General features: G+C 65.0%; 20 protein-coding genes. All 20 read left to right on the top strand.

The window, feature by feature from the left end:
- The first annotated feature begins 3 nt into the window (after positions 1 to 3).
- On the top strand, positions 4 to 1,872 hold the full coding sequence (secD, locus tag KDG50_12950; GenBank protein ID MCB1866325.1) for a protein translocase subunit SecD: 1,869 nt from the start codon (positions 4 to 6) through the stop codon (positions 1,870 to 1,872).
- Positions 1,873 to 1,878: 6 nt separating this feature from the next.
- Entirely contained in the window at positions 1,879 to 2,817 is a 939-nt protein-coding gene (gene secF, locus KDG50_12945; protein ID MCB1866324.1) for a protein translocase subunit SecF, read from the top strand.
- Positions 2,818 to 2,989: 172 nt separating this feature from the next.
- Positions 2,990 to 4,453: an oligosaccharide flippase family protein gene (locus tag KDG50_12940; GenBank protein MCB1866323.1), complete on the top strand. Its 1,464-nt coding sequence runs from the start codon at positions 2,990 to 2,992 to the stop codon at positions 4,451 to 4,453.
- Positions 4,446 to 5,603 carry a glycosyltransferase gene (locus tag KDG50_12935; protein MCB1866322.1) on the top strand — a complete coding sequence of 386 codons (1,158 nt, stop codon included), beginning with the start codon at positions 4,446 to 4,448 and terminating at the stop codon, positions 5,601 to 5,603. The genes KDG50_12940 and KDG50_12935 overlap by 8 nt, the downstream gene beginning before the upstream one ends.
- A 212-nt stretch (positions 5,604 to 5,815) precedes the next feature.
- On the top strand, positions 5,816 to 8,428 hold the full coding sequence (gyrA, locus tag KDG50_12930; protein ID MCB1866321.1) for a DNA gyrase subunit A: 2,613 nt from the start codon (positions 5,816 to 5,818) through the stop codon (positions 8,426 to 8,428).
- Positions 8,425 to 9,507: a 3-phosphoserine/phosphohydroxythreonine transaminase gene (serC, locus tag KDG50_12925; GenBank protein MCB1866320.1), complete on the top strand. Its 1,083-nt coding sequence runs from the start codon at positions 8,425 to 8,427 to the stop codon at positions 9,505 to 9,507. Before gyrA ends, serC begins: the two co-directional genes overlap by 4 nt.
- Before the next feature lie 61 nt (positions 9,508 to 9,568).
- Entirely contained in the window at positions 9,569 to 10,738 is a 1,170-nt protein-coding gene (locus KDG50_12920) for a phosphoglycerate dehydrogenase (GenBank protein MCB1866319.1), read from the top strand.
- Entirely contained in the window at positions 10,735 to 11,817 is a 1,083-nt protein-coding gene (pheA, locus tag KDG50_12915) for a prephenate dehydratase (GenBank protein MCB1866318.1), read from the top strand. Before KDG50_12920 ends, pheA begins: the two co-directional genes overlap by 4 nt.
- A 41-nt stretch (positions 11,818 to 11,858) precedes the next feature.
- Positions 11,859 to 12,950: a histidinol-phosphate transaminase gene (locus tag KDG50_12910; GenBank protein MCB1866317.1), complete on the top strand. Its 1,092-nt coding sequence runs from the start codon at positions 11,859 to 11,861 to the stop codon at positions 12,948 to 12,950.
- Complete coding sequence (locus KDG50_12905; GenBank protein ID MCB1866316.1) at positions 12,947 to 13,819, top strand: prephenate dehydrogenase/arogenate dehydrogenase family protein; 873 nt, start codon at positions 12,947 to 12,949, stop codon at positions 13,817 to 13,819. The genes KDG50_12910 and KDG50_12905 overlap by 4 nt, the downstream gene beginning before the upstream one ends.
- Before the next feature lie 3 nt (positions 13,820 to 13,822).
- Positions 13,823 to 15,136, top strand: a complete 1,314-nt coding sequence (gene aroA / locus KDG50_12900) for a 3-phosphoshikimate 1-carboxyvinyltransferase (GenBank protein MCB1866315.1) — start codon at positions 13,823 to 13,825, stop codon at positions 15,134 to 15,136.
- Complete coding sequence (locus KDG50_12895) at positions 15,129 to 15,824, top strand: (d)CMP kinase (protein ID MCB1866314.1); 696 nt, start codon at positions 15,129 to 15,131, stop codon at positions 15,822 to 15,824. The genes aroA and KDG50_12895 overlap by 8 nt, the downstream gene beginning before the upstream one ends.
- A gap of 103 nt (positions 15,825 to 15,927) precedes the next feature.
- The gene (gene rpsA, locus KDG50_12890; GenBank protein ID MCB1866313.1) at positions 15,928 to 17,601 is read left to right on the top strand and encodes a 30S ribosomal protein S1; all 1,674 of its coding nucleotides are present in this window, start codon (positions 15,928 to 15,930) and stop codon (positions 17,599 to 17,601) included.
- Positions 17,602 to 17,734: 133 nt separating this feature from the next.
- Entirely contained in the window at positions 17,735 to 18,040 is a 306-nt protein-coding gene (locus tag KDG50_12885) for an integration host factor subunit beta (protein MCB1866312.1), read from the top strand.
- 62 nt (positions 18,041 to 18,102) lie between these two features.
- Complete coding sequence (locus tag KDG50_12880; protein MCB1866311.1) at positions 18,103 to 18,366, top strand: LapA family protein; 264 nt, start codon at positions 18,103 to 18,105, stop codon at positions 18,364 to 18,366.
- 17 nt (positions 18,367 to 18,383) lie between these two features.
- A complete protein-coding gene (gene lapB / locus KDG50_12875) occupies positions 18,384 to 19,604 on the top strand; it encodes a lipopolysaccharide assembly protein LapB (GenBank protein ID MCB1866310.1) in 1,221 nt (406 codons plus the stop codon).
- A gap of 7 nt (positions 19,605 to 19,611) precedes the next feature.
- A complete protein-coding gene (pyrF, locus tag KDG50_12870) occupies positions 19,612 to 20,328 on the top strand; it encodes an orotidine-5'-phosphate decarboxylase (GenBank protein ID MCB1866309.1) in 717 nt (238 codons plus the stop codon).
- 98 nt (positions 20,329 to 20,426) lie between these two features.
- Positions 20,427 to 20,699 carry a helix-hairpin-helix domain-containing protein gene (locus tag KDG50_12865; GenBank protein ID MCB1866308.1) on the top strand — a complete coding sequence of 91 codons (273 nt, stop codon included), beginning with the start codon at positions 20,427 to 20,429 and terminating at the stop codon, positions 20,697 to 20,699.
- Positions 20,700 to 20,894: 195 nt separating this feature from the next.
- Positions 20,895 to 21,530: an adenylyl-sulfate kinase gene (cysC, locus tag KDG50_12860; GenBank protein ID MCB1866307.1), complete on the top strand. Its 636-nt coding sequence runs from the start codon at positions 20,895 to 20,897 to the stop codon at positions 21,528 to 21,530.
- A gap of 18 nt (positions 21,531 to 21,548) precedes the next feature.
- Positions 21,549 to 22,580 carry a hypothetical protein gene (locus tag KDG50_12855; protein MCB1866306.1) on the top strand — a complete coding sequence of 344 codons (1,032 nt, stop codon included), beginning with the start codon at positions 21,549 to 21,551 and terminating at the stop codon, positions 22,578 to 22,580.
- Positions 22,581 to 22,624: the final 44 nt, after the last annotated feature.

Raw genomic sequence — 22,624 nt, 5'->3', positions numbered from 1 at the left:
CCCATGCGAAACGAATATCCGTTGTGGAAGTACGTGCTGCTCGTGGCCGTGATCCTGCTCGGCCTGGTCTATGCAGCGCCGAATCTCGTTTCGCAGGATCCCTCGATGCTGATCTCCGCGAACCGTCGCGGCGAGGTCAACGAGGCCACGCTGGACCGTGTGCGTGCGCTGCTGGCCGAGGCCGGCGTCCAGGCGAAATCGCTGGAGCTTCAGAACGCTCCTTCGCAATTGCTCGTCCGTTTCGAAGACCCTGAAACGCAGCTCAAGGCCCGCGATCTCGTCGAGGCCGCGCTGGGTGACGAGAACACGGTCGCACTGACGCTTTCAGCGAACGTGCCGGGCTGGCTCCGCGGCCTCGGCGCCGAGCCGATGTACCTGGGGCTGGATCTGCGCGGTGGCGTGCACATCCTGATTGATGTGGATATGGAGGCCGCCACGGAGCAGGCATTCGAACGCTTCGTCAGCGATCTGCGCCAGAGTCTGCGCGAAAACAAGCTGCGCTACCGCACGGTCAGTGTCGCGGATGGCGTGATCAATATCGAATTCAACGACGCCGAACAACGCACGTCAGCGCTGGGCAAACTGGAAGAGGAGTTCCGTCAGCTGACGCTCGAAGCGCCGGACGACAATCCTGAGAAGGTGCTGGCACGCGTGAACGCATCCGAGCTGGAGCGGCTGCGCGAATTCGCACTCGAACAGAACATCACCACTCTGCGCAATCGCGTGAACGCGCTGGGCGTCGCCGAACCCGTCATTCAGCGCCAGGGCGAGCGACACATCGTAGTTCAGCTGCCGGGTGCGCAGGATCCGGCGCGCATCAAAGACGTTCTCGGTGCAACGGCCACGCTGGAGTATCGTCTGGAGGACACCGAAAACAGCGTGCAGAGCGCGCTCGACGGCCGTGTGCCGCCGACCAGCAAGCTCTATCGCACGCGCGAGGGGCGGCCGGTTCTCCTCAGCAAGCGCATCATCGTGACGGGCGACCAGGTCGTGGATGCGTCCTCCGGCTTTGACGGCCAGAACGGCAGCCCGGCGGTATTCGTTCGCCTCGACAGCCTGGGTGCGCAGCGCATGCGCCGAGTGACCTCGGAAAACGTCGGCAAGCCGATGGCGGTTGTATTCATCGAAAACCGCACCGAGACCAAACTCGTCGACGGCGTGGCGCAGAAGACCACGCGCAAGCACGAGGAGGTCATCTCGATCGCGAACATCCTCGAACCGTTCGGCGCGCGTTTCCAGACCACCGGGCTTGATTCGTCGGAAGAGGCGCGCGATCTGGCTCTGCTGCTGCGTGCCGGGGCACTCGCCGCGCCGATCAATATTGTCGAGGAGCGCACCATCGGCCCGAGTCTGGGGCAGGACAATATCGATCAGGGCCTGCGATCGGTCGTGGTCGGATTCGTGGTTGTTCTGATCTTTATGGTTGTGTATTACAAGGTGTTCGGTCTGATCGCGGATGTAGCCCTGGGTCTGAACCTGGTTCTGATCGTCGCGGTTCTGTCCATGCTGCAGGCCACCTTGACCCTGCCCGGCATCGCCGGCATCGTGCTGACAGTCGGCATGGCGGTCGACGCGAACGTCCTGATCTTCGAGCGCATCCGCGAGGAACTGCGCAGCGGCAACTCACCACAAGCGAGCATCTACGCCGGATACGAAAAGGCCTTTTCGACGATTGTCGATGCGAACGTCACCACGCTGATCGCGGCGGTCGTGCTGTTCAGCTTCGGAACCGGGCCCGTGAAGGGCTTTGCCGTGACCTTGTTCATCGGCATTCTCAGTTCGATGTTCACGGCGATCGTTGGCACGCGAGCGGCCATCAATCTCATCTATGGGCGTCGTCAGCGCGTGCGCGACCTGCGCCTGGCAATCTGAGCAGTCATGCGTCTACTCAAACCGGGTCAAGAAATCGATTTCATCGGCAAGCGCCGGATCGCGGTAATCGGTTCGCTGATCCTGATCGCGCTTTCGGTCTTCGCTTTTGTCACACGCGGCATCAATCTGGGTATCGACTTCACGGGCGGCACGCTCGTCGAGGTCGGCTATGACCGCGCGATCGATCTGGAAAACGTTCGCGCGGCGCTCGGCAGCGCGGATTTCAGAGACGTTACCGTGCAGCATTTCGGCCGGTCGAGCGACGTGCTGATTCGCGTCGCACCCCGTGAGGACATAAGCTCCGAAGCGCTCAGCGACAAGGTGTTCAGCGGGCTCAAGGCCCGGCATGACGGCAGGGTGGACCTCCGGCGTGTGGAGTTCGTCGGCCCGCGGGTCGGCAAGCAGCTCACTGAAAAGGGTGGGCTCGCCGTGCTTTATGCGCTCATCGGCATCCTGATCTACGTCGCCGTTCGTTTCGAGTATCGGTTCGCCATCGGCGCCGTGGTCGCGCTCATCCATGACGTGACGATCACCATGGGCGTGTTTTCGCTGTTCCAGATCGAGTTCAATCTGAACGAGCTTGCGGCGGTGCTCGCGGTCATCGGCTATTCGCTCAATGACACTATCGTGGTCTACGACCGTATCCGCGAGAACTTCCGGCGACACCGCAAGGGCACGCCCGAAACCATCACGAACTCCTCGCTCAACGAAACCCTGTCGCGCACCCTCATGACGTCCTTGACGACCATGCTAGTGCTCGTCGCATTGTTTCTTCTCGGTGGCGAGATCATTCACGGCTTCTCCTTGGCGTTGCTCGTCGGCATCTTCGTTGGCACCTACTCGTCGATATACGTCGCCAGCGTCGCGGCACTGGCGCTGGGGATCAGCAAGAGCGATCTGATGCCCGTGCAGAAGGAAGGCGCGGACACGCCCAAGATCGGCTGACGCATGCTGCGCACGGTTCGAGGTGCGCGACTCAGAAGCCTCAGCCCGCCAGGGGTTCCGGCTTCATCTGTACAGCTCATCGAGAGCGGCTTCGCTCCTGGGGCAGTGATCACCGCGAGCGTCGCCGTTTCACTGTTGGCGTGCCTGCGGGCAACCTAGACAGGTTTGTGGCGTGGCCAGCGTTCGACGTTCGCTAGCGACCAGCTTCGCGGAAAAATACGCGAGCCTCGTGATCGACTTCGTGGCCGCGATGGTCATCGCGCGCCTGCTGACCCCGCACGAGGTTGGCGCATATTCAATAGCCGCCGCAGTGGCCGGCTTCGCACATATCGTGCGCGATTTCGGCGTAAGCCAGTATCTGGTTCGTGAGCCTGATCTGACCCGCGAGCGCGTGCAGTCGGCGTTCGGAATCACGCTGATCCTGGCGTGGTCCATGGCGGTGATCCTGTGGCTGGTCGCGACACCGCTGGCGCTGGTCTACGAGTCGGCGACGGTTGGCGAGGTGGGCCGCGTGCTCGCATTCACCTTCCTGCTGCTGCCGTTCGGCTCGATCACGATGGCATTGCTGACCCGCGAGATGTGGTTCGGCAAGATTCTGCAGATTCGCACCAGCGCGACCTTCACCCGCAACGCGGTGTCCATTTCACTCGCCTGGTACGGCGTGGGTGCGGTCTCCCTGGCCTGGGGTGCGGTCGCTGGTGTCGCGGTCACGGCGCTGCTGTGCATACCGTATCGACGCAAGCGCTTTGGGGGGTTACCCACGCTGAAGCGTGCGCGCGAGATTTTCAGCTTCTCCCTGAACGTATTCGTCGAGCGCGTGCTCTACGAACTGGCCGCGAGCATCAACGAGCTGATGATCGGGCGCCTGGTGGGACTCGGCGGCGTTGGTTTGATTTCCCGGGCGAAGGGATTGCTCGAACTGTTTCGCACCCTGGTGCTGTCGGGCATCCTGCCGGTGGCGATGCCGTTGGTTTCGCGACTGTTGCGTGAAGGCAAGCCCATCGGTGATCTGTATGTGCGCTGGACCGGCAATATCTGCGCGATTGCATGGCCGTTTTACGCGGTGCTCGCGATTCTGGCTTCGCCCGCGATCAGCCTGCTGTTCGGTTGGCAATGGGTCGAGGCGGCGCCGCTGCTGCAGGTGCTCGTGATTGGGCGCTTCTGGGGCGTGACGCTGAGTCTTCACTCTTCGATTCTCGTTGCAATCGGGCGGCCGGCAATCAACGTGTTTCTGGCGGGCATGACGATCATCGTGCTGGTAACCACGCTTTGGCTGTTTTCTCCCTACGGGCTGTACAACATGCTGTTGGGCGCCGTGACTGTAGGTTATGGCGTGTTCGTGCTCTCGATGTGGATGTTTCGGCGTGTGGTCCGATTTCCCGCACGGGCCTGGTGGTCCGTGATGATCCGCAATGCGGTGCTGACGGCGTTCTCCGCGGTGGGGCCTTATGCGTCGATGTTTTGGCTGCGTGAATCCAGTGGCGCCTTTGTAACGCTGTTGACGGGCGGTCTGTCGGCCGCGCTGGGCTGGCTGGTCGGGCTGTATGTCGTTCGACATCCGCTGCGTCTGGAACTGGAGTCGCTGCTCAAGGCCATCCGTGACCGTGCCGCTCCGCCGGAGCCGGAACTTGAGTGAGGCGAACTGGCCCACCATCAGCGTCGTAACGCCGTCGTTCAATCAGGGCGAGTATCTCGACGCCTGTATACGTTCGGTGCTCGATCAGGCCTATCCCAGGCTCGAGTATTTCGTGCTCGATGGCGGGTCGACCGATGCAAGCCGCGCCGTGATCGAGCGCCATGCGTCGAGGCTCTCGGGGTGGCGTTGCGAACCCGATGCGGGGCAGGCTGCCGCCATTGCGGAAGGCTTTGCGCGCGCAAGCGGCGAAATTCTCGCCTGGATCAACGCTGACGATCTGTTGGAGCCCGGTGCGCTGCGCCGGGTTGCCGAGGCCTGGCGGGCCGTGCCGGACGCGGTGGCGTGGACCGGCGAAGTCCTGCGTGTGGACGCCCGTGGCGAGCCTTTGGGGGCGTGGCGCGGTCTGACCCGCGGTGCCCGCGAACTGCTGCTGCTCGGCAACTCCATCCCGCAGCAGGGCACGTTCATGAATGCCCGCGCCGTTGCGCGGGCCGGTGGTGTGGATGCAGGCCTGCGTTATGTCATGGATTTTGACCTCTGGGTTCGTCTCTCGATGCAAGGCGCATGGGCGCGAATCGACGGCCCAGCCCTGGCGCGGTTCCGGTATCACGGGGAGAGCAAGTCGGTCTCGCAGTCCGGCGCGTTTTTCGACGAACTCGAGCGCACGGTGTTTGCCAGGCCGCCGGCCACCGAACTGCTTTCCGGCGACGAACTGGAACTCGCCCGTGCGCGCAACGCATTGCGGCGTCTGCACGAGGAAATTCAGTCCGGTGATACCGAGGCCGCGCGGCGATCACTCGATCGCGCCCTGGCCGCTCGCCGCTGGCCCTGGGGGGATGCGGAGCAGACCGCGCGGCGCATCGTGGACTATCAGGGGCTGGCCGGTCACCGGCTCGACGCGGCCGGTGTCGAAGCGGCGCTCGAAGTCGTCGCGCCCAGCACCGCCTGGCCGGCGGCCGTGGCGCCGCTGCGCCGCGCGATCCGGCTGCGCCACGCCCTGCGCAGGGCGGCGGATGCGGCCGCCTCGGGCCGTCGCCTACAGGCCCTGGGTGCGATCGTGGTCACGCTGATTCTGAGTCCGAGGCGGATGCTGGATCGCAGTGTCATGCGCCGTCTGGTCTGGGCGCTGACCGGCTTGGGGTCGCCGTAGAGGCGGGCCCGCCAATCGCCGCAAATCGGGCGTTCAGGACGCCCTGAGGCGGCGATCGTCCCGACCGCGCCCATGACAGGGCCATGTTACAATTCACCGTTGTGCTCGTCGCTGCGCGCGTGAAGCGCCGCAGCCCTGGGCAGCCCGCCCGGAACGCGCCTGCCGCCGTCTGGCGGGCCATCTGCCGCCAAGCCTGAAGACCCCGGAAACGCATGGCCGATTTCGCCTCAGAGGTATTGCCGATCGCGCTCGAAGACGAGATGCGACAGTCCTACCTCGATTACGCCATGAGCGTGATCGTCGGCCGCGCCCTCCCGGATGCGCGTGACGGTCTCAAACCCGTGCACCGGCGCATCCTGTTCTCGATGCACGAGAACAACAACAGCTGGAATCGCCCGTACGTGAAGTGCGCGCGCGTGGTCGGTGACGTGCTCGGCAAATACCACCCGCACGGTGACACCGCGACCTACGAGGCGCTGGTGCGCATGGCGCAGGATTTTTCCATGCGCTACGTGCTGGTCGACGGGCAGGGCAACTTCGGCTCCGTAGACGGCGATTCACCGGCGGCCTACCGCTACACCGAATGCCGCATGACGCGGCTCGCGTCGGAACTGCTGGCGGACATCGATCGCGAAACGGTCGACTTCGTCCCGAACTATGACGGCAAGGAAAACGAGCCGACCGTTCTGCCCGCTCGGGTGCCAAACCTGCTGGTGAACGGAGCCTCCGGCATCGCTGTCGGCATGGCGACCAACATCCCGCCGCACAATCTCGGCGAAGTCATCGACGCAACACTGGCGCTGATCGACGACCCCGACATCGATCTCGACGGCCTGATGGCGCATGTGCCGGGGCCGGATTTCCCGACCGCGGGCATCATCAACGGCGCGCGCGGGATTCGCGAGGCCTATCGCACCGGGCGCGGCCGAATCTATGTGCGTGCACGCACCGGTTTCGAGACCGAGGACAGCGGCCGCGAGCGGATCGTGGTCCACGAGCTGCCCTACCAGGTCAACAAGGCGCGCCTGATCAAGAACATCGCCGACCTGGTCAAGGACAAGCGCATCACGGGCATCAGCGAGATTCGCGACGAGTCCGACAAGGACGGCATGCGCGTGGCGATCGATCTCAAGCGTGGCGAAGTGCCGGATGTCGTGCTGAACAACCTGTTCCAGCACACGCAGATGCAGACGGTGTTCGGCATCAACATGGTGGCCCTGCTCGGTGGCCAGCCGCGGCTCCTCACGCTGAAGGACATGCTCGAGGCGTTTCTGCGTCACCGCCGCGAGGTCGTGACACGGCGCACCCTGTACGAGCTGCGCAAGGCGCGCGAACGGGCGCATGTGCTCGAAGGGCTTGCGGTCGCCCTGGCCAACATCGACGAGGTCATCGCGCTGATCAAGGCGGCGGCCGGGCCCGCCGAGGCCAAGCAGGCGCTGCTCGATCGCGCCTGGCCGCCGGGGGTCGTCACCGAGATGCTGGCGCGTGCGGGCGCGACGGCGTCGCGGCCCGATGATCTGCCCACCGGGTTTGGCCTGGGCGACGCCGGTTACCGCCTGTCCGACACCCAGGCACAGGCGATCCTCGATCTGCGGCTGCAGAAGCTCACCGGGCTCGAACAGGAGAATCTGCTCAAGGAGTACCGCGAGATCCTCGTTCGCATCGCCGACCTGCTCGACATTCTGCAGAACCCCGATCGTCTGATCCGCGAGATTCGCGGTGAACTCGCGAGTCTGCGCGAACAGTATGCGGATGCGCGGCGCACGGAAATCGTCGTGACCCAGCAGGATCTCTCGATTGAGGATCTGATCACCGACGAAGACGCCGTCGTGACCTTCTCGCACAGCGGCTATGCGAAACGGCAGCCGCTGGATGCCTATCGCGCGCAACGTCGCGGTGGTCGCGGTCGCACGGCCGCCACCACCAAGGAAGACGACTTCATCGAGCAGATGTTCGTCGCGGCGACCCACGACACGCTGTTGTGTTTTTCAAGCCGTGGCAAGGCGTATTGGCTGAAGGTCTACGAACTTCCGCAGGCCGGGCCGAATGCACGCGGCAAGCCGATGGTGAACCTGCTGCCGCTCGACGAGGGTGAGCGCATCAGCGCGGTGTTGCCGCTGCGCGAATATCCGCAAGACGAATACGTCGTGATGGCCTCGCGCGCCGGCGTCATCAAGAAGACGCCGCTACAGGATTTTTCGCGTCCACGCGCGAATGGGATCATCGCCTGCGATCTGCGCGAGGGTGACGAACTTGTCGGAGTCGCCCGCACCGATGGCCGGCAACAGTTGATGCTGTGCACCAGCGCCGGCAAGGCCGTGCGCTTTGAGGAATCCGATGTGCGCCCGATGGGGCGCACCGCCTGCGGCGTGCGCGGCATCCGTCTCGGTGACGATCAGGAGGTCGTTGCCCTGATCATCGGCGACGACAGCGCCGAGTTGCTGACCGCGACGGTCAACGGCTACGGCAAGCGCACGCCGATGTCGGAGTTCCCGACGCACCGGCGTGGCGGTCAGGGCGTCATCGCGATCCGCACCAGTGACCGCAACGGGCGCGTCGTGGGCGCGGTTCGCGTGGTCAGCGACGATGAGCTCATGCTGATCAGCGACGGCGGTACGCTCGTGCGCACCCGTGTCGCGGATGTCTCGGTTCAGGGGCGTGCGAGCCAGGGCGTGCGCCTGATCCGGCTCGCCGAGACCGAGAATCTGATCGGCCTCGCGCGGGTGGATTGCCTGGAAGTGGATGATGCGGATGCGGATGGAGATCCGGACCCGGATGTCGAAACTGAGCCAGATGATGCGGCCGATCCGGAAACCGAACAATGACAACCATATACAACTTCAGCGCCGGCCCGGCGATGCTGCCGATTGCCGTCATGGAGTGTGCGCAGCGCGAGTTTCGCGACTGGCACGGCACCGGCATGTCGACGATGGAAATGAGCCATCGCGAGAAGAGCTACATCTCGATCGCGGAAAAGGCCGAGGCTGACCTGCGTGCGTTGCTGGACGTTCCGCAGGGCTACAAGGTGCTGTTTCTGCAGGGCGGTGCGACCTTGCAGTTCGCGATGGTGCCGATGAACCTGCTCGGTGCCCACGAAAGCGCGGACTATCTGGACACCGGGCAGTGGTCGCTGAAGGCGATTTCCGAGGCCAAACGGTTCTGCAAGGTCAATGTGGTCGCCTCGGCGAAAGCCAACAATTACACGACCGTGCCGGCACGTGCCTCCTGGCAGATCGATCCGAATGCGGCCTATCTGCACTACACGCCGAACGAGACGATCGGCGGTGTCGAGTTCGATTCGATCCCGGCTGACATCGAGGTGCCGCTGGTCGGCGATTTTTCTTCCACGATCCTGTCGCGCCCGCTGGACGTTTCGCGTTTCGGTCTGATCTATGCCGGTGCGCAGAAGAACATCGGGCCAGCGGGTCTGACGGTGGTGATCGTGCGCGAGGATCTGCTCCGCGAGCCGCCGGCTGGCAGCGCGTCGTTGCTCGACTATCGGGTGCATGCGGCCGCCGATTCCATGGCGAACACGCCGCCCACATATGCCTGGTATCTCGCCGGTCTGGTGTTCGAGTGGATCGCGGAACAGGGCGGACTCCAGGCCATGGCGCGTGCCAACCAGGAGAAAGCCGGCGCACTGTATGCCGCGATCGACGATTCGCCGTTCTATGCAAATCCGGTCGATCCGCCGTACCGTTCGTGGATGAACGTGCCGTTCACGCTCGCTGACGAAGCCCTCGATGCCGATTTTCTTGCCGGCGCGAGCGCTGCCGGGCTGAAGAACCTCAAGGGGCATCGTTCGGTCGGCGGCATGCGCGCGAGCATCTATAACGCGATGCCGAAGGTGGGCGTGGATACCCTGATCGAGTACATGCGCGAGTTCGAGCGGACGCGCGGATAAGCCGGGCGAACACCGTCGCCAGACATCCGCGACGCCAGCAGCATCAGAGTCACAACACCAGATGTACCGGATTCAGACGTTCAACAACATTGCGGTGAGCGGGCTGAACCGCTTTCCGCGCGATGTATACGAGATCGCCTCGGACATGGGCGATCCCGATGCAATCCTGCTGCGATCGCACAATCTGCACGACATGCAGGTGGGTGCACGGCTGAAGGCCGTTGGACGTGCCGGGGCGGGTACCAACAACGTCCCGGTTGCGCGCCTGAGTGACGCCGGTGTGGCCGTGTTCAATGCACCCGGCGCGAACGCGAATGCGGTCAAGGAGCTCGTCATCGGCGGCATGCTGCTGGCGGTGCGCAATCTTTGCCAGGCGTGGCAGTACGTGCGCGAGCTCGAGCCCGGCGACGATCTGCATGAGCGCGTCGAGCAGGGCAAAAAACAGTTCGTCGGCTCGGAGCTGCCGGGGCGCACGCTCGGCGTGGTCGGCCTCGGTGCGATCGGAGTGCAGGTCGCCAATGCGGCGCGGGCGCTCGGCATGCGTGTGCTCGGCTACGATCCGACCATCACGGTGCAAAGCGCGTGGAAGCTCGCAGCGGACGTCGAGAAGGCGATCAGCGTGGACGACCTGCTCGCGCGCTCGGACTTCGTTACGGTACACGTGCCGCTGAACGATCAGACACGTGGCCTGATCGGTCCGTCACGCATCGGCCTGCTGCGCCGGGGCGTGACGATCCTGAACTTCGCACGCGCCGAGATCGTCGACGAAGCCGCCATGATCGAAGGCCTGGATGCCGGCCGGATCCGGATGTACGTCTGCGATTTTCCGACCGCGCGCATCAAGAACCATCCGCGCGTGATTGCCCTGCCGCACATTGGTGCGTCGACGCATGAGGCGGAGGAGAACTGCGCGGTCATGGTCGCCGATCAACTGCGTGATTTTCTCGAGCATGGCACGGTGACGAACTCCGTGAATTTTCCCGAGGCCGTGTTGCCCCGGGGTTCGGGCTACCGGCTCATTGTGGTGAACCGGAACGTGCCGAACATGGTCGGCCAAGTGTCGACCGATCTGGCAAACGCCGGTCTAAACATTCTGGACATGCTCAACAAGTCGCGCGGGGAACTTGCCTACAATCTCATCGACACCGACACGGCCGTTCCGGATGCCGCTCTGAACACGATCCGATCGATCGAAGGCGTGCTTTCGGCCCGTGTGCTGGACCCGGTGTGAGCAACCCGGACGAACTCGACAAACTGCGCAGCGCGATCGACGCCATCGACCGCGATCTGCTCGATCGCATCAGCCGCCGCGCGGAACTCGCGGCGCGGGTCGCCGAAGTCAAGCGTGGGCAGGGCGAGACATTCTTCTACCGGCCCGAGCGCGAGGCGCAGGTTCTGCGTCAGGTGCAGGCCGCGAATCCCGGACCGCTCAGCGATGCAACCGTTGCGCATCTGTTCCGGGAGATCATGTCCGCGTGTCTTGCGCTGGAGCAGCCGCTGCAGGTCGCATTTCTGGGGCCGCGTGGCACCTATACCGAGGCGGCCGCGATGAAGCATTTCGGCGCCGGTGTAGAACTCGTCGCGCTCGGTTCGATCGACGAGGTGTTTCGCGAGGTGAACGCCGCGGCGGCCCAGTATGGTGTCGTGCCGATCGAGAATTCGACCGAGGGCGTGGTCACGCACACGCTGGACCAGTTCATGAACTCGCCGCTGAAGGTCTGTGGCGAGATCAAGTTGCCGATTCATCACTGTCTGATGAGCCGTGCCACGGATGTCGCGGGGGTGCGTGAGGTGTATGCGCATCAGCAGGCGCTCGCGCAGTGTCGCGCATGGCTGGTGGAACATCTGCCGGGAGTGCGGACTGTCGCCGTTGCAAGCAATGCCGAGGCCGCGCGGCTCGCTACCGAGGTGGATGGCGCGGCGGCCATTGCCGGCGAACGGGCGGCGGGTCTTTATGAACTGCGCATCCTCGCGCGCAATATCGAAGACGACGGCGGCAACACCACGCGTTTTCTAGTCATCGGCCAGCACGAGGCGCCGCCGAGCGGCAGGGACAAGACCAGCGTCATGGTTTCCGCCCACAACCGTGCGGGCGCACTGGTCGAACTGCTTGCGCCGCTGGCCGAGCATCGCGTGTCGATGACCCGTATCGAGTCGCGTCCGTCGCGCAAGGCCGCGTGGGAGTATGTGTTTTTCGTGGACATCGAAGGACATGCCGCAGAGTCGAATGTGGCGGCGGCACTTGCGGAACTCGCCAGACGGGCCAATCTGTTCAAGTCGCTCGGGTCCTACCCGGTCGCGGCATTCTGAGCGACATCGTGTCCGGGCAGGATCAGTCGCGACTGCGCGCGATGGCGACGGTGCGTGCGCTGACGCCGTATCGTCCTGGCAAACCCATCAGCGAACTGGAACGCGAACTCGGCATCCGCGATTCGGTCAAGCTTGCCTCCAACGAAAATCCGCTTGGTGCAAGCCCCCGGGCGATTGCCGCCGCACGAGCCGCACTCGATCAGATCGGCCTCTATCCGGACGGCAACGGCTTTGCGCTGAAACGTGCGCTCGCCGACCGGCTGGACATCGCGGCTTCGCGCGTCACCCTCGGCAATGGTTCGAACGACGTGCTGGACCTCATTGCGCGTGCCTTTCTGGGGCCTGGTCGCAATGCGGTGTTTTCCGAACATGCCTTCGCCGTGTATCCGATCGTCACGCAACTCGCCGGCGCGGCAGCGCGGGTGGTGTCCGCGCACGACGGTTCGCACGGTCCACGTTTCGGGCATGACGCCGCCGCGCTCGCGGCCGCTGTGGACGGATCCACCGGCGTCGTGTTCATCGCCAATCCGAACAACCCGACCGGTACCTGGCTGAACGCCGGCGCGCTCGAGGGCCTGCTGGACGCGGTCGACCCCGGTGTCGTCGTGGTGGTCGACGAGGCCTATTTCGAGTACGTCGACGAAGCGGACTACCCGGATACCTCGCGCTGGCTCCACCGGTATCCGAACCTGGTCGTCACGCGTACCTTCTCGAAGGCCTATGGTCTGGCGTCGCTGCGCGTCGGTTATGCACTTTCGAGCACGGAGATCGCCGATCTTCTGAATCGTGCGCGGCAGCCGTTCAACGTGAATTCCGCGGCGCTTGCCGCTGCCGAGGCCGCGTTGGGCGATGAAGACTTCGTCGCACGTTCGCGTGCGGTCAATGCGGCCGGCCATGCGCAGATTGCCGAGGGGTGTCAGGGACTGGACCTGCGCCATGTGCCATCGGTCGGCAATTTCATGCTGGTCGAAGTCGGCGACGCGGCGCAGGTCTACCAGAGTCTGCTGTATCAGGGCGTCATCGTGCGGCCGGTCGAAAATTACGGGTTGCCGAAACACCTGCGCGTGACCGTCGGAACCACGGAACAGAACGCGCGGTTTCTCGAGGCCCTTGCAGGGGCGCTGGGGCGATGAGCGAAACGGCGCGCATCCGTCGACTGTGCGTGATCGGCGTCGGACTGATCGGCGGTTCGTATGCGCGCGCCCTGCGTCCGCTCGCCGACGAGATCGTCGGATCGAGTCGCAACGAGGCGCATCTGGCACAGGCGGTCGAACTTGGCGTGATCGACCGGTTCGATACCGACGCGGCGCGTGCCGTGGCGGGCGCGGACCTCGTGTTCGTCTCCGTGCCGCTGGGTGCAATGCCGCGGGTGTTTTCGCATGTCGCGCAGGCGCTTGCACCAGACGCGGTGATCACCGATGGCGGCAGCGTGAAAACCTCGGTCACCAATGCCGCACGCGCGGGTCTGGGCCCGGCCTTCGCACGCTTTGTACCGGGTCATCCGATCGCCGGTACCGAGAACAGCGGTGTGGCCGCGTCGTTCGCCGAGCTGTATCGCGATCACAAGGTGATCCTGACACCGGTCGCGCAGACCGACCGTGGTGCGGTGGACCGCGTCGCGGCGTTGTGGCGTTATTGCGGAGCGCAGGTCGTCGAGATGGACCCGGCGCATCACGACGAGGTGCTGGCGGCGACCAGTCATCTGCCACACATGCTCGCGTTCGCGCTGGTCGACGCACTGGCGCGCATGAAGGAGAACGACGAGATCTTCCGGTTCGCCGCCGGCGGGTTCCGCGACTTCACGCGCATCGCGTCCAGCGACCCGGTGATGTGGCGGGATATCTGTCTTGAGAACCGCGATGCCCTGCGCGCGATGTTCGCGCGCTTCCGCGCCGATCTCGATGCGCTGGATGCCGCCGTCGAGGCCGGTGACGCACAGTGGATTCTCGAATTGTTTCAGCGTGCGAAAGCCGCGCGCGACCGTTTCACCCGGAGTCGTTGAACCATGCCCGCAGCGCGTTTTCGAGTCGATCCCGGCGGCAGCCTGCGTGGCAGCCTGCGCGTGCCCGGTGACAAGTCGATCTCGCATCGTTCGATCATGCTCGGCGCCATCGCCGACGGTGTCACCGAGATCACCGGGTTCCTGGAGGGCGCGGACAGCCTTGCGACGCTGAAGGCGTTTCGCGACATGGGCGTGAGAATCGAGGGACCGACCGATGGTCGGGTTGTGGTTCACGGCGTCGGCCGCGATGGTCTGCGTGCCTCAGCCGGCGAACTCGACCTCGGCAACTCCGGCACCTCCATGCGTCTGCTTTCCGGGCTGCTCGCCGGGCAGCGCTTCGAATCCCGCCTGACCGGTGACGGATCGCTGCGTTCGCGACCGATGCGCCGCGTGACTGAACCGCTGGCGCGAATGGGTGCACGCATCGACACCCAGGCAAACGGCACGGCGCCTCTGGTCGTGCGTCCGGTCGCCGCGCTGGGCGGCATCGACTTCGAGATGCCCGTCGCGAGTGCGCAGGTCAAGTCCGCGCTGCTGCTCGCCGGGCTGTACGCCAGTGGGCGAACCTGTGTGACGGAGCCGGCGCCGACGCGCGATCACACCGAACGCATGCTCGCCGGTTTCGGCTATCGGGTCGAACGCAACGGGGCGACGGTTTGTCTGCTGGGCGGCGGGCGGCTGCGCGGAACCGCGATCGACGTTCCGGCCGATATTTCTTCGGCGGCGTTCTTTCTGGTCGGCGCCTGTATCGCACCCGGATCGGACCTGCGGCTGCGCCATGTCGGCGTGAATCCGACCCGCATCGGCGTGATCAACATCCTGCGCGCGATGGGCGCGGATATCGATATCGTCGACGAGCGCGTCGTTGGCGGCGAACCGGTCGCGGACCTGCGGGTGCGCAGCGCGCCGTTGCACGGCATTCGCGTTCCGCAGGACCAGGTGCCGCTCGCGATCGACGAGTTCCCGGCGCTGTTCGTGGCCGCTGCCTGCGCCGAGGGCGAGACCGTTGTGACCGGCGCGGAGGAACTGCGGGTCAAGGAGAGCGACCGCATCGCGACCATGGCCACGGGGCTGGCGACGCTGGGCGTGGACGCACGGCCGACGCCCGATGGCATCGTGATCCGCGGCGGCGCGATCGCCGGCGGCCGCATCGACAGCCACGGTGACCATCGAATTGCCATGAGTTTCGCCATGGCGGCGCTGCGCGCGCGCGGCCCGGTCGAGATCGACGACTGTGCGAATGTGGACACCTCGTTTCCGGGATTCGCCGGGCTGGCCCGCGACGCGGGCCTCGCGATCACCGCCCTCAATGACTGATACACCGCCGCCCGTTCTGACGATTGACGGGCCGAGCGGCTCCGGCAAGGGCACGATCGCGCGCCGGCTGGCACGCGAACTCGGTTGGCACTACCTGGACTCGGGCGCCGTCTACCGCGCACTGGGTCTGGCGGTCGAGCGGCGCGGGCTCGACCCTGACGATGCCCAAGCCGTCGTCGAAACGGCCCGTGGACTTGCGCTCCGGTTCCGGCCGGCCGACCGTCCCGAGGACGATTGCGTGGATCTCGACGGGGTGGACGTTTCTGCGGCGCTGCGCGGCGAGGCCTGCGCGGCGCTGGCCTCGCGCGTCGCGGCGCTCGGGCCCGTGCGGGCGGCGCTGCTCGAGCGCCAGCGCGGGTTTCGGATGGCGCCGGGGCTGGTTGCCGACGGTCGCGACATGGGTACCACCGTGTTTCCGGACGCGACCCTGAAGGTGTTTCTGACCGCCAGCGCCGAGGCCCGCGCCGGGCGCCGGTATAAGCAGTTGAAGGAAAAGGGAATTGAAGTTACGATAGCGAGTCTTGCGCGCGAGATTGCCGAGCGCGACCGGCGCGACGCCGGTCGATCGGCCTCGCCGCTCAAGGCCGCTGACGATGCCGTGGTCATCGACTCGACCGATCTTTCGATCGATTCGGTCACCGCGACCGTCCGTGCAAAGCTGCACGAACGGCTCACCTCAGCCGCCTAGGGTGTAGCGCAAGAATTTGGGCCGCAACCGGCGCCAGCAGGTTGCGGGTGGTTCACTTAACACTGCATATGTCGCCCTTTCCGGGCGCGGAGTCTCCGCCTTGATGAGCGAAAGCTTTGCTGAAATGTTTGAGAAGAGCCTGGCCGGCCTTGAGATGCGGCCCGGTTCGATGGTCAAGGGCACCGTTGTCGATATTCGTCCTGACGTCATTGTCGTCAACGCCGGCCTGAAATCCGAAGGTGTCATCGATCGCGCCGAGTTCCTGAACAGGGATGGTGAACTCGAGGTCGAGCTTGGTGACGAGGTCGAGCTTTCGCTGGATGCCGTCGAGGACGGCATGGGCGCGACGCGTCTGTCGCGCGAGAAGGCCAAACGCAACCGGATCTGGGACGAACTCGAGAAGGCATTCGAGGGCGCCGCGGTCGTTTCCGGCGAACTGACCGGCAAGGTCAAGGGCGGGTTCACGATCGACATCGAAGGCGTGCGCGCGTTCCTGCCGGGCTCGCTCGTCGACGTGCGTCCGGTGCGCGATGCGTCCTATCTCGAAGGCAAGCCGCTCGAGTTCAAGGTCATCAAGCTCGACCGCCGTCGCAACAACGTCGTGGTCTCGCGCCGCGCCGTGGTTGAGCAGGAATACAGTGCTGAACGCGAGGCACTGCTTGATCAGCTGCAGGAAGGTTCGGTGTTCAAGGGTGTGGTCAAGAACCTCACCGAATACGGCGCGTTCGTCGACCTTGGTGGCATCGACGGCCTGCTGCACGTCACCGACATGGCGTGGAAGCGCGTCAAGCATCCGACCGAAGTCGTCGAAATCGGCCAGGAACTCGAGGTCAAGGTGCTGAAGTTCGACCGCGAGCGCAACCGCGTCTCGCTCGGACTCAAGCAGCTCGGCGAGGATCCGTGGAGCGACCTCGCGCGTCGTTATCCGCAAGGCCGTCGCCTGTTCGGTCGTGTTACGAACATTGCCGAGTATGGCGCGTTCGTCGAGATCGAGGATGGCGTCGAGGGTCTGGTCCACGTCTCCGAAATGGACTGGACCAACAAGAACATCCACCCGACCAAGATCGTGCAGATCGGCGACGAGGTCGAGGTCATGGTGCTCGATATCGACGAGGAGCGTCGCCGTATCTCGCTCGGCATCAAGCAGTGCAAGGCGAATCCCTGGGATGAGTTTGCGCAGAACAGCAAGAAGGGCGATCGCGTTCGCGGCCAGATCAAGTCGATCACCGACTTCGGTATCTTCATCGGCCTGCCGGGCGGCATCGACGGGCTGGTGCACCTGTCCGATCTTTCCTGGAACGAGGAAGGTGAAGAGGTCGTGCGTCGCTTCGCGAAGGGCGACGAGATTGATGCCGTGGTGCTCGGAATCGATGCCGAGCGCGAACGCATCTCGCTTGGCGTCAAGCAGCTCGAACAGGATCCGCTGTCGTCGTACATCGCGACGCATCCGAAGGGCAGCACCGTCACCGGCAAGGTCGTCGAGGTCGACGCGAAGGGCGCGGTCATTGCGCTTGAAGAGGGCGTCGAAGGTTATCTGCGCGCCTCGGAACTCGCTCGTGACCGTATCGAGGACGCGCGCACGGTGCTGAAGGTCGGCCAGGAGATCGATGCGCGGCTGACCGGCGTGGACCGCAAGAATCGCGGCATCACCCTGTCGATCCGTGCGAAGGAAGACGCCGAAGAAGCCCAGGCGCTGAAGGACTACGGCAAAGGCCAGACCTCCGGCATGGCCACGCTGGGGGATATCTTCAAGGAGCAGATCGACGACTCCAAGTAACGACGCTCTGAAGCATTCGGAGTGACCCGCGGCACATGGACGTGCCGCTCTGGCAAACCGGCGATGGACTGAACGGAGCCTCCCTGATCACTGGGCATGAGACGTACTTTTCCGGTGTGAGAGAACAGCGACGATGACGAAGTCCGAACTCATCGAACAACTCGCGCGGCTCCAGGGCCAGCTCGCCGTCAAGGATGTGGAGCTGGCCGTCAAGTGCATGCTGGATCAGATGAGCGATGCCCTCGCCGGTGGCGAGCGCATCGAAGTGCGCGGATTTGGAAGCTTTTCCCTGCATTTTCGGCCACCGAGGGTCGGGCGCAACCCGAAGACCGGCATGAGTGTCAGTCTGCCGGGAAAATACGTTCCGCATTTCAAGCCTGGCAAGGAACTGCGCAGCCGGGTCAATGGCGGGGCGGGCAATGACGATGATGGGGATTGAATCGGTCCCGACCGCATCGGGCGCGGCCTGAAGGCGACACTGTGCGTTTTCTGACAGCGGCCGTGGTCCTGATGGTCGGCGCCCTGGGCGCCGCGTTCACTTTTCTCAATCAGCGCGATGTCGCGTTGAATCTCTACTTCCTGCAATTCGACGCACCGCTCGCCCTGGCGATGATCGGCGCGGTCCTGTTCGGGGCGCTGATCGGGGCGCTCGCGATGCTGCCAAGCCTGCTGCGCTACCGCCGCCGGGCCGGCGCGATGCGCCGTCAGGCCGCCCTGACCGAACGCGAACTGAACAATCTGCGTACCATTCCGCTCAAGGATTGAGCCATACTCGGGCGCAGATGATCGAATACGCGCTGTTCCTGATCCCGGTCGCTGCCGCCGTTGGCTGGTGGTCGGGGCACCGTTCGGCCGCAAGGCGGGTCGATCTCGGTGTGTCGCTGGACTGTGGCCGCGACTACCTCAAGGGCTTGAACTACCTGCTCAACGAGCAGCCTGACAAGGCCATCGACATCTTCATCCGGATGATCGAGGTCGACAGCGAGACGGTCGAGACCCATCTGGCGCTCGGGCATTTGTTCCGGCGCCGCGGTGAGGTCGACCGTGCGATTCGCATTCACCAGAACCTCATCGCCCGACCGACCCTGTCCAAGGACCAGCGCGCCGGCGCGTTGCTGGAACTCGGCCTGGACTACATGCGCGCGGGCCTGTTCGATCGCGCCGAAAGCCTGTTCGCGGAAGTCGTCGAGACCGGCGTGCACTGCGAGTCGGCCCTTGAACAGCTGCTGATGATCTATCAGCAGGAGAAGGACTGGACGCGCGCAATCGACGTCGGCAAGCGCTTGCAGACCTATGCATCGCACGACTGGTCGGCGGACATCGCACAGTTCCACTGCCAACTGGCCGAAGAAGCGCTGGCGCGCAGCGACCGCAGCGAGGCGCAGACGCTGCTGAACAAGGCGCTTGCGGCCGACAAGAACTGCGTGCGCGCGGTCATCATGCAGGGCGATCTTGCGCGCCGCGCGAACGACTGGAAGGGTGCGCTGAAGCAATACCGCCGCGTGGAGGAGATCGACAGCGGCTATCTGCCCGAAGTCCTGATTCCGATGCGCGACAGCTTCATTGCGCTGGGCGCGATGAACGACTGGCGCCGGCATCTGGAGATCATGCTGGAGCGGCGCGCGAGCATCGGCGGCATCGAGGCACTGGCCGATCTGATCGCCGCCGAGCGCGGTGTGGTTGCCGCCGGCGAGTTCCTGCTCGAGAAACTCCAACGGCAGCCGAGCCTGGAAGGTTTGTACAAGCTCATGAGCATGAGCCTGGACGGCCGCCTGCCACCGTCGATCGATGCACTCCGGCTGTTCCGCGAACTCGCCGCAAAGCTGCTGGACTCGCAGCCGCATTACCGCTGCGAGAACTGCGGCTATCCGGCCGGAAGCCTGCACTGGCAGTGCCCGAGCTGCAAACAGTGGTCGACCATCAAGCCGCTGCAGGGGCCCGACTGGCAGCTGAAGGCGCGCCCGGGCGCGCGGCACCTGACGCTGATCTCCTCGAACGGCTGACCGCCCCGTGACCCGCGAGCGGCCCGATCCGCGGCTGATCGTTGCGCTGGACGTGGACTCGCTGGAGTCCATGCAGGCACTGGCGGCGCAGCTCGATCCCTCGCTGTGCCGCGTGAAGGTCGGCAAGGAACTGTTCACCCGTTGCGGTCCGCGTGCGCTCGAAACGCTGGCCCGGGACGGGTTCGAGGTGTTCCTCGATCTCAAGTTTCACGACATTCCCAATACGGTTGCGCGTGCCTGCGCGGCGGCTGCCGATCTCGGCGTCTGGATGATCAATGTGCACGCGCTCGGCGGCGCGCGCATGCTTGAAGCTGCGGTCGCGACCCTGGCGCCGCGCGCCAGCCGGCCGTTGCTGGTGGCCGTCACCATTCTGACCAGTCTTTCGGATCAGGATGTCGCCCAGCTCGGTCTGCCGGGCACGGCGGCGCAGAACGTCGTGCGTCTGGCGGGCCTTGCCGACGACTGCGGGCTAGACGGTGTGGTGTGTTCACCGCTGGAAATCAGCCTCGTCCACGAGGCGACCCGGCCGGGCTTCCGGCTCGTCACGCCGGGTATCCGTCCGGCCGGTGCCGGCGCGGACGATCAGCGCCGCACCCTGACACCGGCCGCGGCGATCCGCGCGGGCGCCGACTACCTCGTCATTGGAAGACCGATTACCGCGGCCGACGACCCGGCGCGGCAATTGCTGACAATCGCTTCATCGCTCGACGATTCCGACGCCTGAACGGCGTAGCTAATCTGTGCACCAAGCGCTGCGGTAACGAACGTTGCGGCGCGATTCCGAACCACTGGTTCGATTCAATGGCACAGGAGTAATTCGTGATGAAGAAGTTCATGGTTGCAATGATTGCAGGTCTCGGTCTGGCGCTGGGCGGGCAGGCTTTTGCGGCGCCGGTCAACATCAACACCGCGGCCGCGGACGAACTCGATCAGTCCCTGATCGGCGTCGGGCCGAGCAAGGCTGCGGCCATCGTGGCTGATCGTCAGGCGAACGGACCGTTCGCCTCGGCCGACGATCTGACCCGGGTCAAGGGCATCGGGCCGGCGACGGTCGAACGCAATCGCGTCGACATCCTGGTCAAGAGCGCTCAATAGGCGCTGCGCTACGGCAAGGGAATGTTTGCCGGAGTTTGAGTCGCCAGCGGCACACGGACGTGCCGCGCGGCCCATGGGCCTCTGAGCCCGACGCGTCAGCGCGTCCGACGAGCGCGGGAACGCCCGGCCCGCCCGAACATCCCACCTGCTCCATGCGTCGCTGGGGCCGCAATCGCGCTGCGGTACAATCTCCGCATGAGCGACAACAACCTCGTCTGGCACCACGCCACGGTCACCCGCACGCGCCGCGAGCGTGCAAATGGGCATCGTGGCGCCGTCGTCTGGCTCACGGGCCTTTCGGGGGCCGGCAAATCCACGGTTGCGCATGCACTGGAGGAGACGTTGTTCCGCCGCGGCTGCCGCACCTATGTGTTCGATGGCGATAACGTGCGTCACGGCCTGTGCAGCGATCTGGGCTTTTCCGAGGACGATCGCAGCGAGAACATCCGCCGCATCGGCGAGATGACCAAGCTGTTCGTGGACGCCGGCATCGTTGCCATCACGGCCTTCATATCACCGTTTCGTGCCGATCGTCAGCGCGTGCGTTCGATGTTCGCGCATGGCGACTTCTACGAGGTCTATTGCCGCTGTTCGCTGGAGATCTGCGAGCAGCGCGACGTCAAGGGGTTGTACGCGCGCGCGCGCGCCGGCGAGATTGCGCACTTCACCGGCATTTCCTCGCCGTATGAAGAACCGGAAACCCCGGAACTGAGCGTGGATACCGGCGATTCATCATTGGACGAAACGGTCGCGGAACTTCTTGAACTGCTCGAGGCCCGCGGCGTGATTGCACGCCCGACCCGCGAAAGCGCCACAATCACGAGACTATAGCCGCGGGTTGTACGTGGCATGACCGGCGCGCAGGCCGCGGTGTGGATCGCACCGATCGTGACAGCGATCGTCACCCTGTGGCTCGCGCGCCATTGCGCAGACCCGTCCTCGCGGCTTTACCTTCCGGATGCCCCGAACGCGCGCTCCCTGCATGCGCAGGTCGTATCGCGTTCGGGCGGCGTGGCGATCATCGGCGGGATGGTCGTGGGCTGGCTGGCGATGCGCGAGTGGTTTGCACCCGTCGGGAACGGCCTGATGATGGCTGCCATGGTGGTAGTGCTCGCCGCGATCTCCTGGCTCGACGACCGCATCGGTCTGTCGCCGGTCACGCGGCTGTTCGTGCACCTCGGCCTGGGCATCGCCGCGCTGGCCGCGGGACTCGCGCCGCAGGCCCTTGGTCTGCCGGGGGTCGACTGGGCGCCGCCAGTGTTACTGGCCGAGGCCCTGTGCATACTCGGCGTTGCCTGGGCCATCAACCTGTTCAATTTCATGGACGGCAGCGACGGCTTCGCAACCCTGATGGCCGCGAGCGGGTTCGGCACCTATGCCGTGCTGGGCTGGCGTGGCGGGGCCGTGGACTTCGCGCTCGCGGCGCTGGTGGTGTCGAGCGCCGCGGCGGCGTTCCTGTGGTGGAATCGTCCGCCGGCGCGCATCTTCATGGGCGATAGCGGCGCCGCGGTGCTTGGCCTACTGTTTGCGCTGTTCTCGCTGGAAGCGAACCGCGGCGGTTTGTTCCCGGTGTGGACCGCCTTGCTCGTCTTCTCACCCTTTGTCGTGGATGCGACCGTGACGTTGATTCGGCGGCTGCTGCTTGGCCGCTCGCCATTGCGCGCGCACCGCGATCACTACTACCAGCGCTGGCTGCTTGCGGGCGGCACCAAACGCGGCCTGTTCCTGCATTCGCTCTGGCTCATGGGGCTGTCCGCCGTGCTCGGCATCGCTTCGCACGATGCGGGTCCGCAGGTGCAATGGATGGTGCTGGCCGGCATTGCGGTTCTTTACCTGGCGATTGCCCGGGTCATCGATCGTCGCGCGCCGCTGTCGGCATGAGGATTCCCGGCGCGGATTTGCAGCCGCATGGCGGCCTGTGCGAC

This window comes from Chromatiales bacterium, assembly GCA_020445605.1.
GTDB lineage: Bacteria > Pseudomonadota > Gammaproteobacteria > JAGRGH01 > JAGRGH01 > JAGRGH01.
The sequence above is the reverse complement of the archived record's forward strand: the minus strand, read 5'-3'. Positions and strand labels throughout refer to the sequence as shown.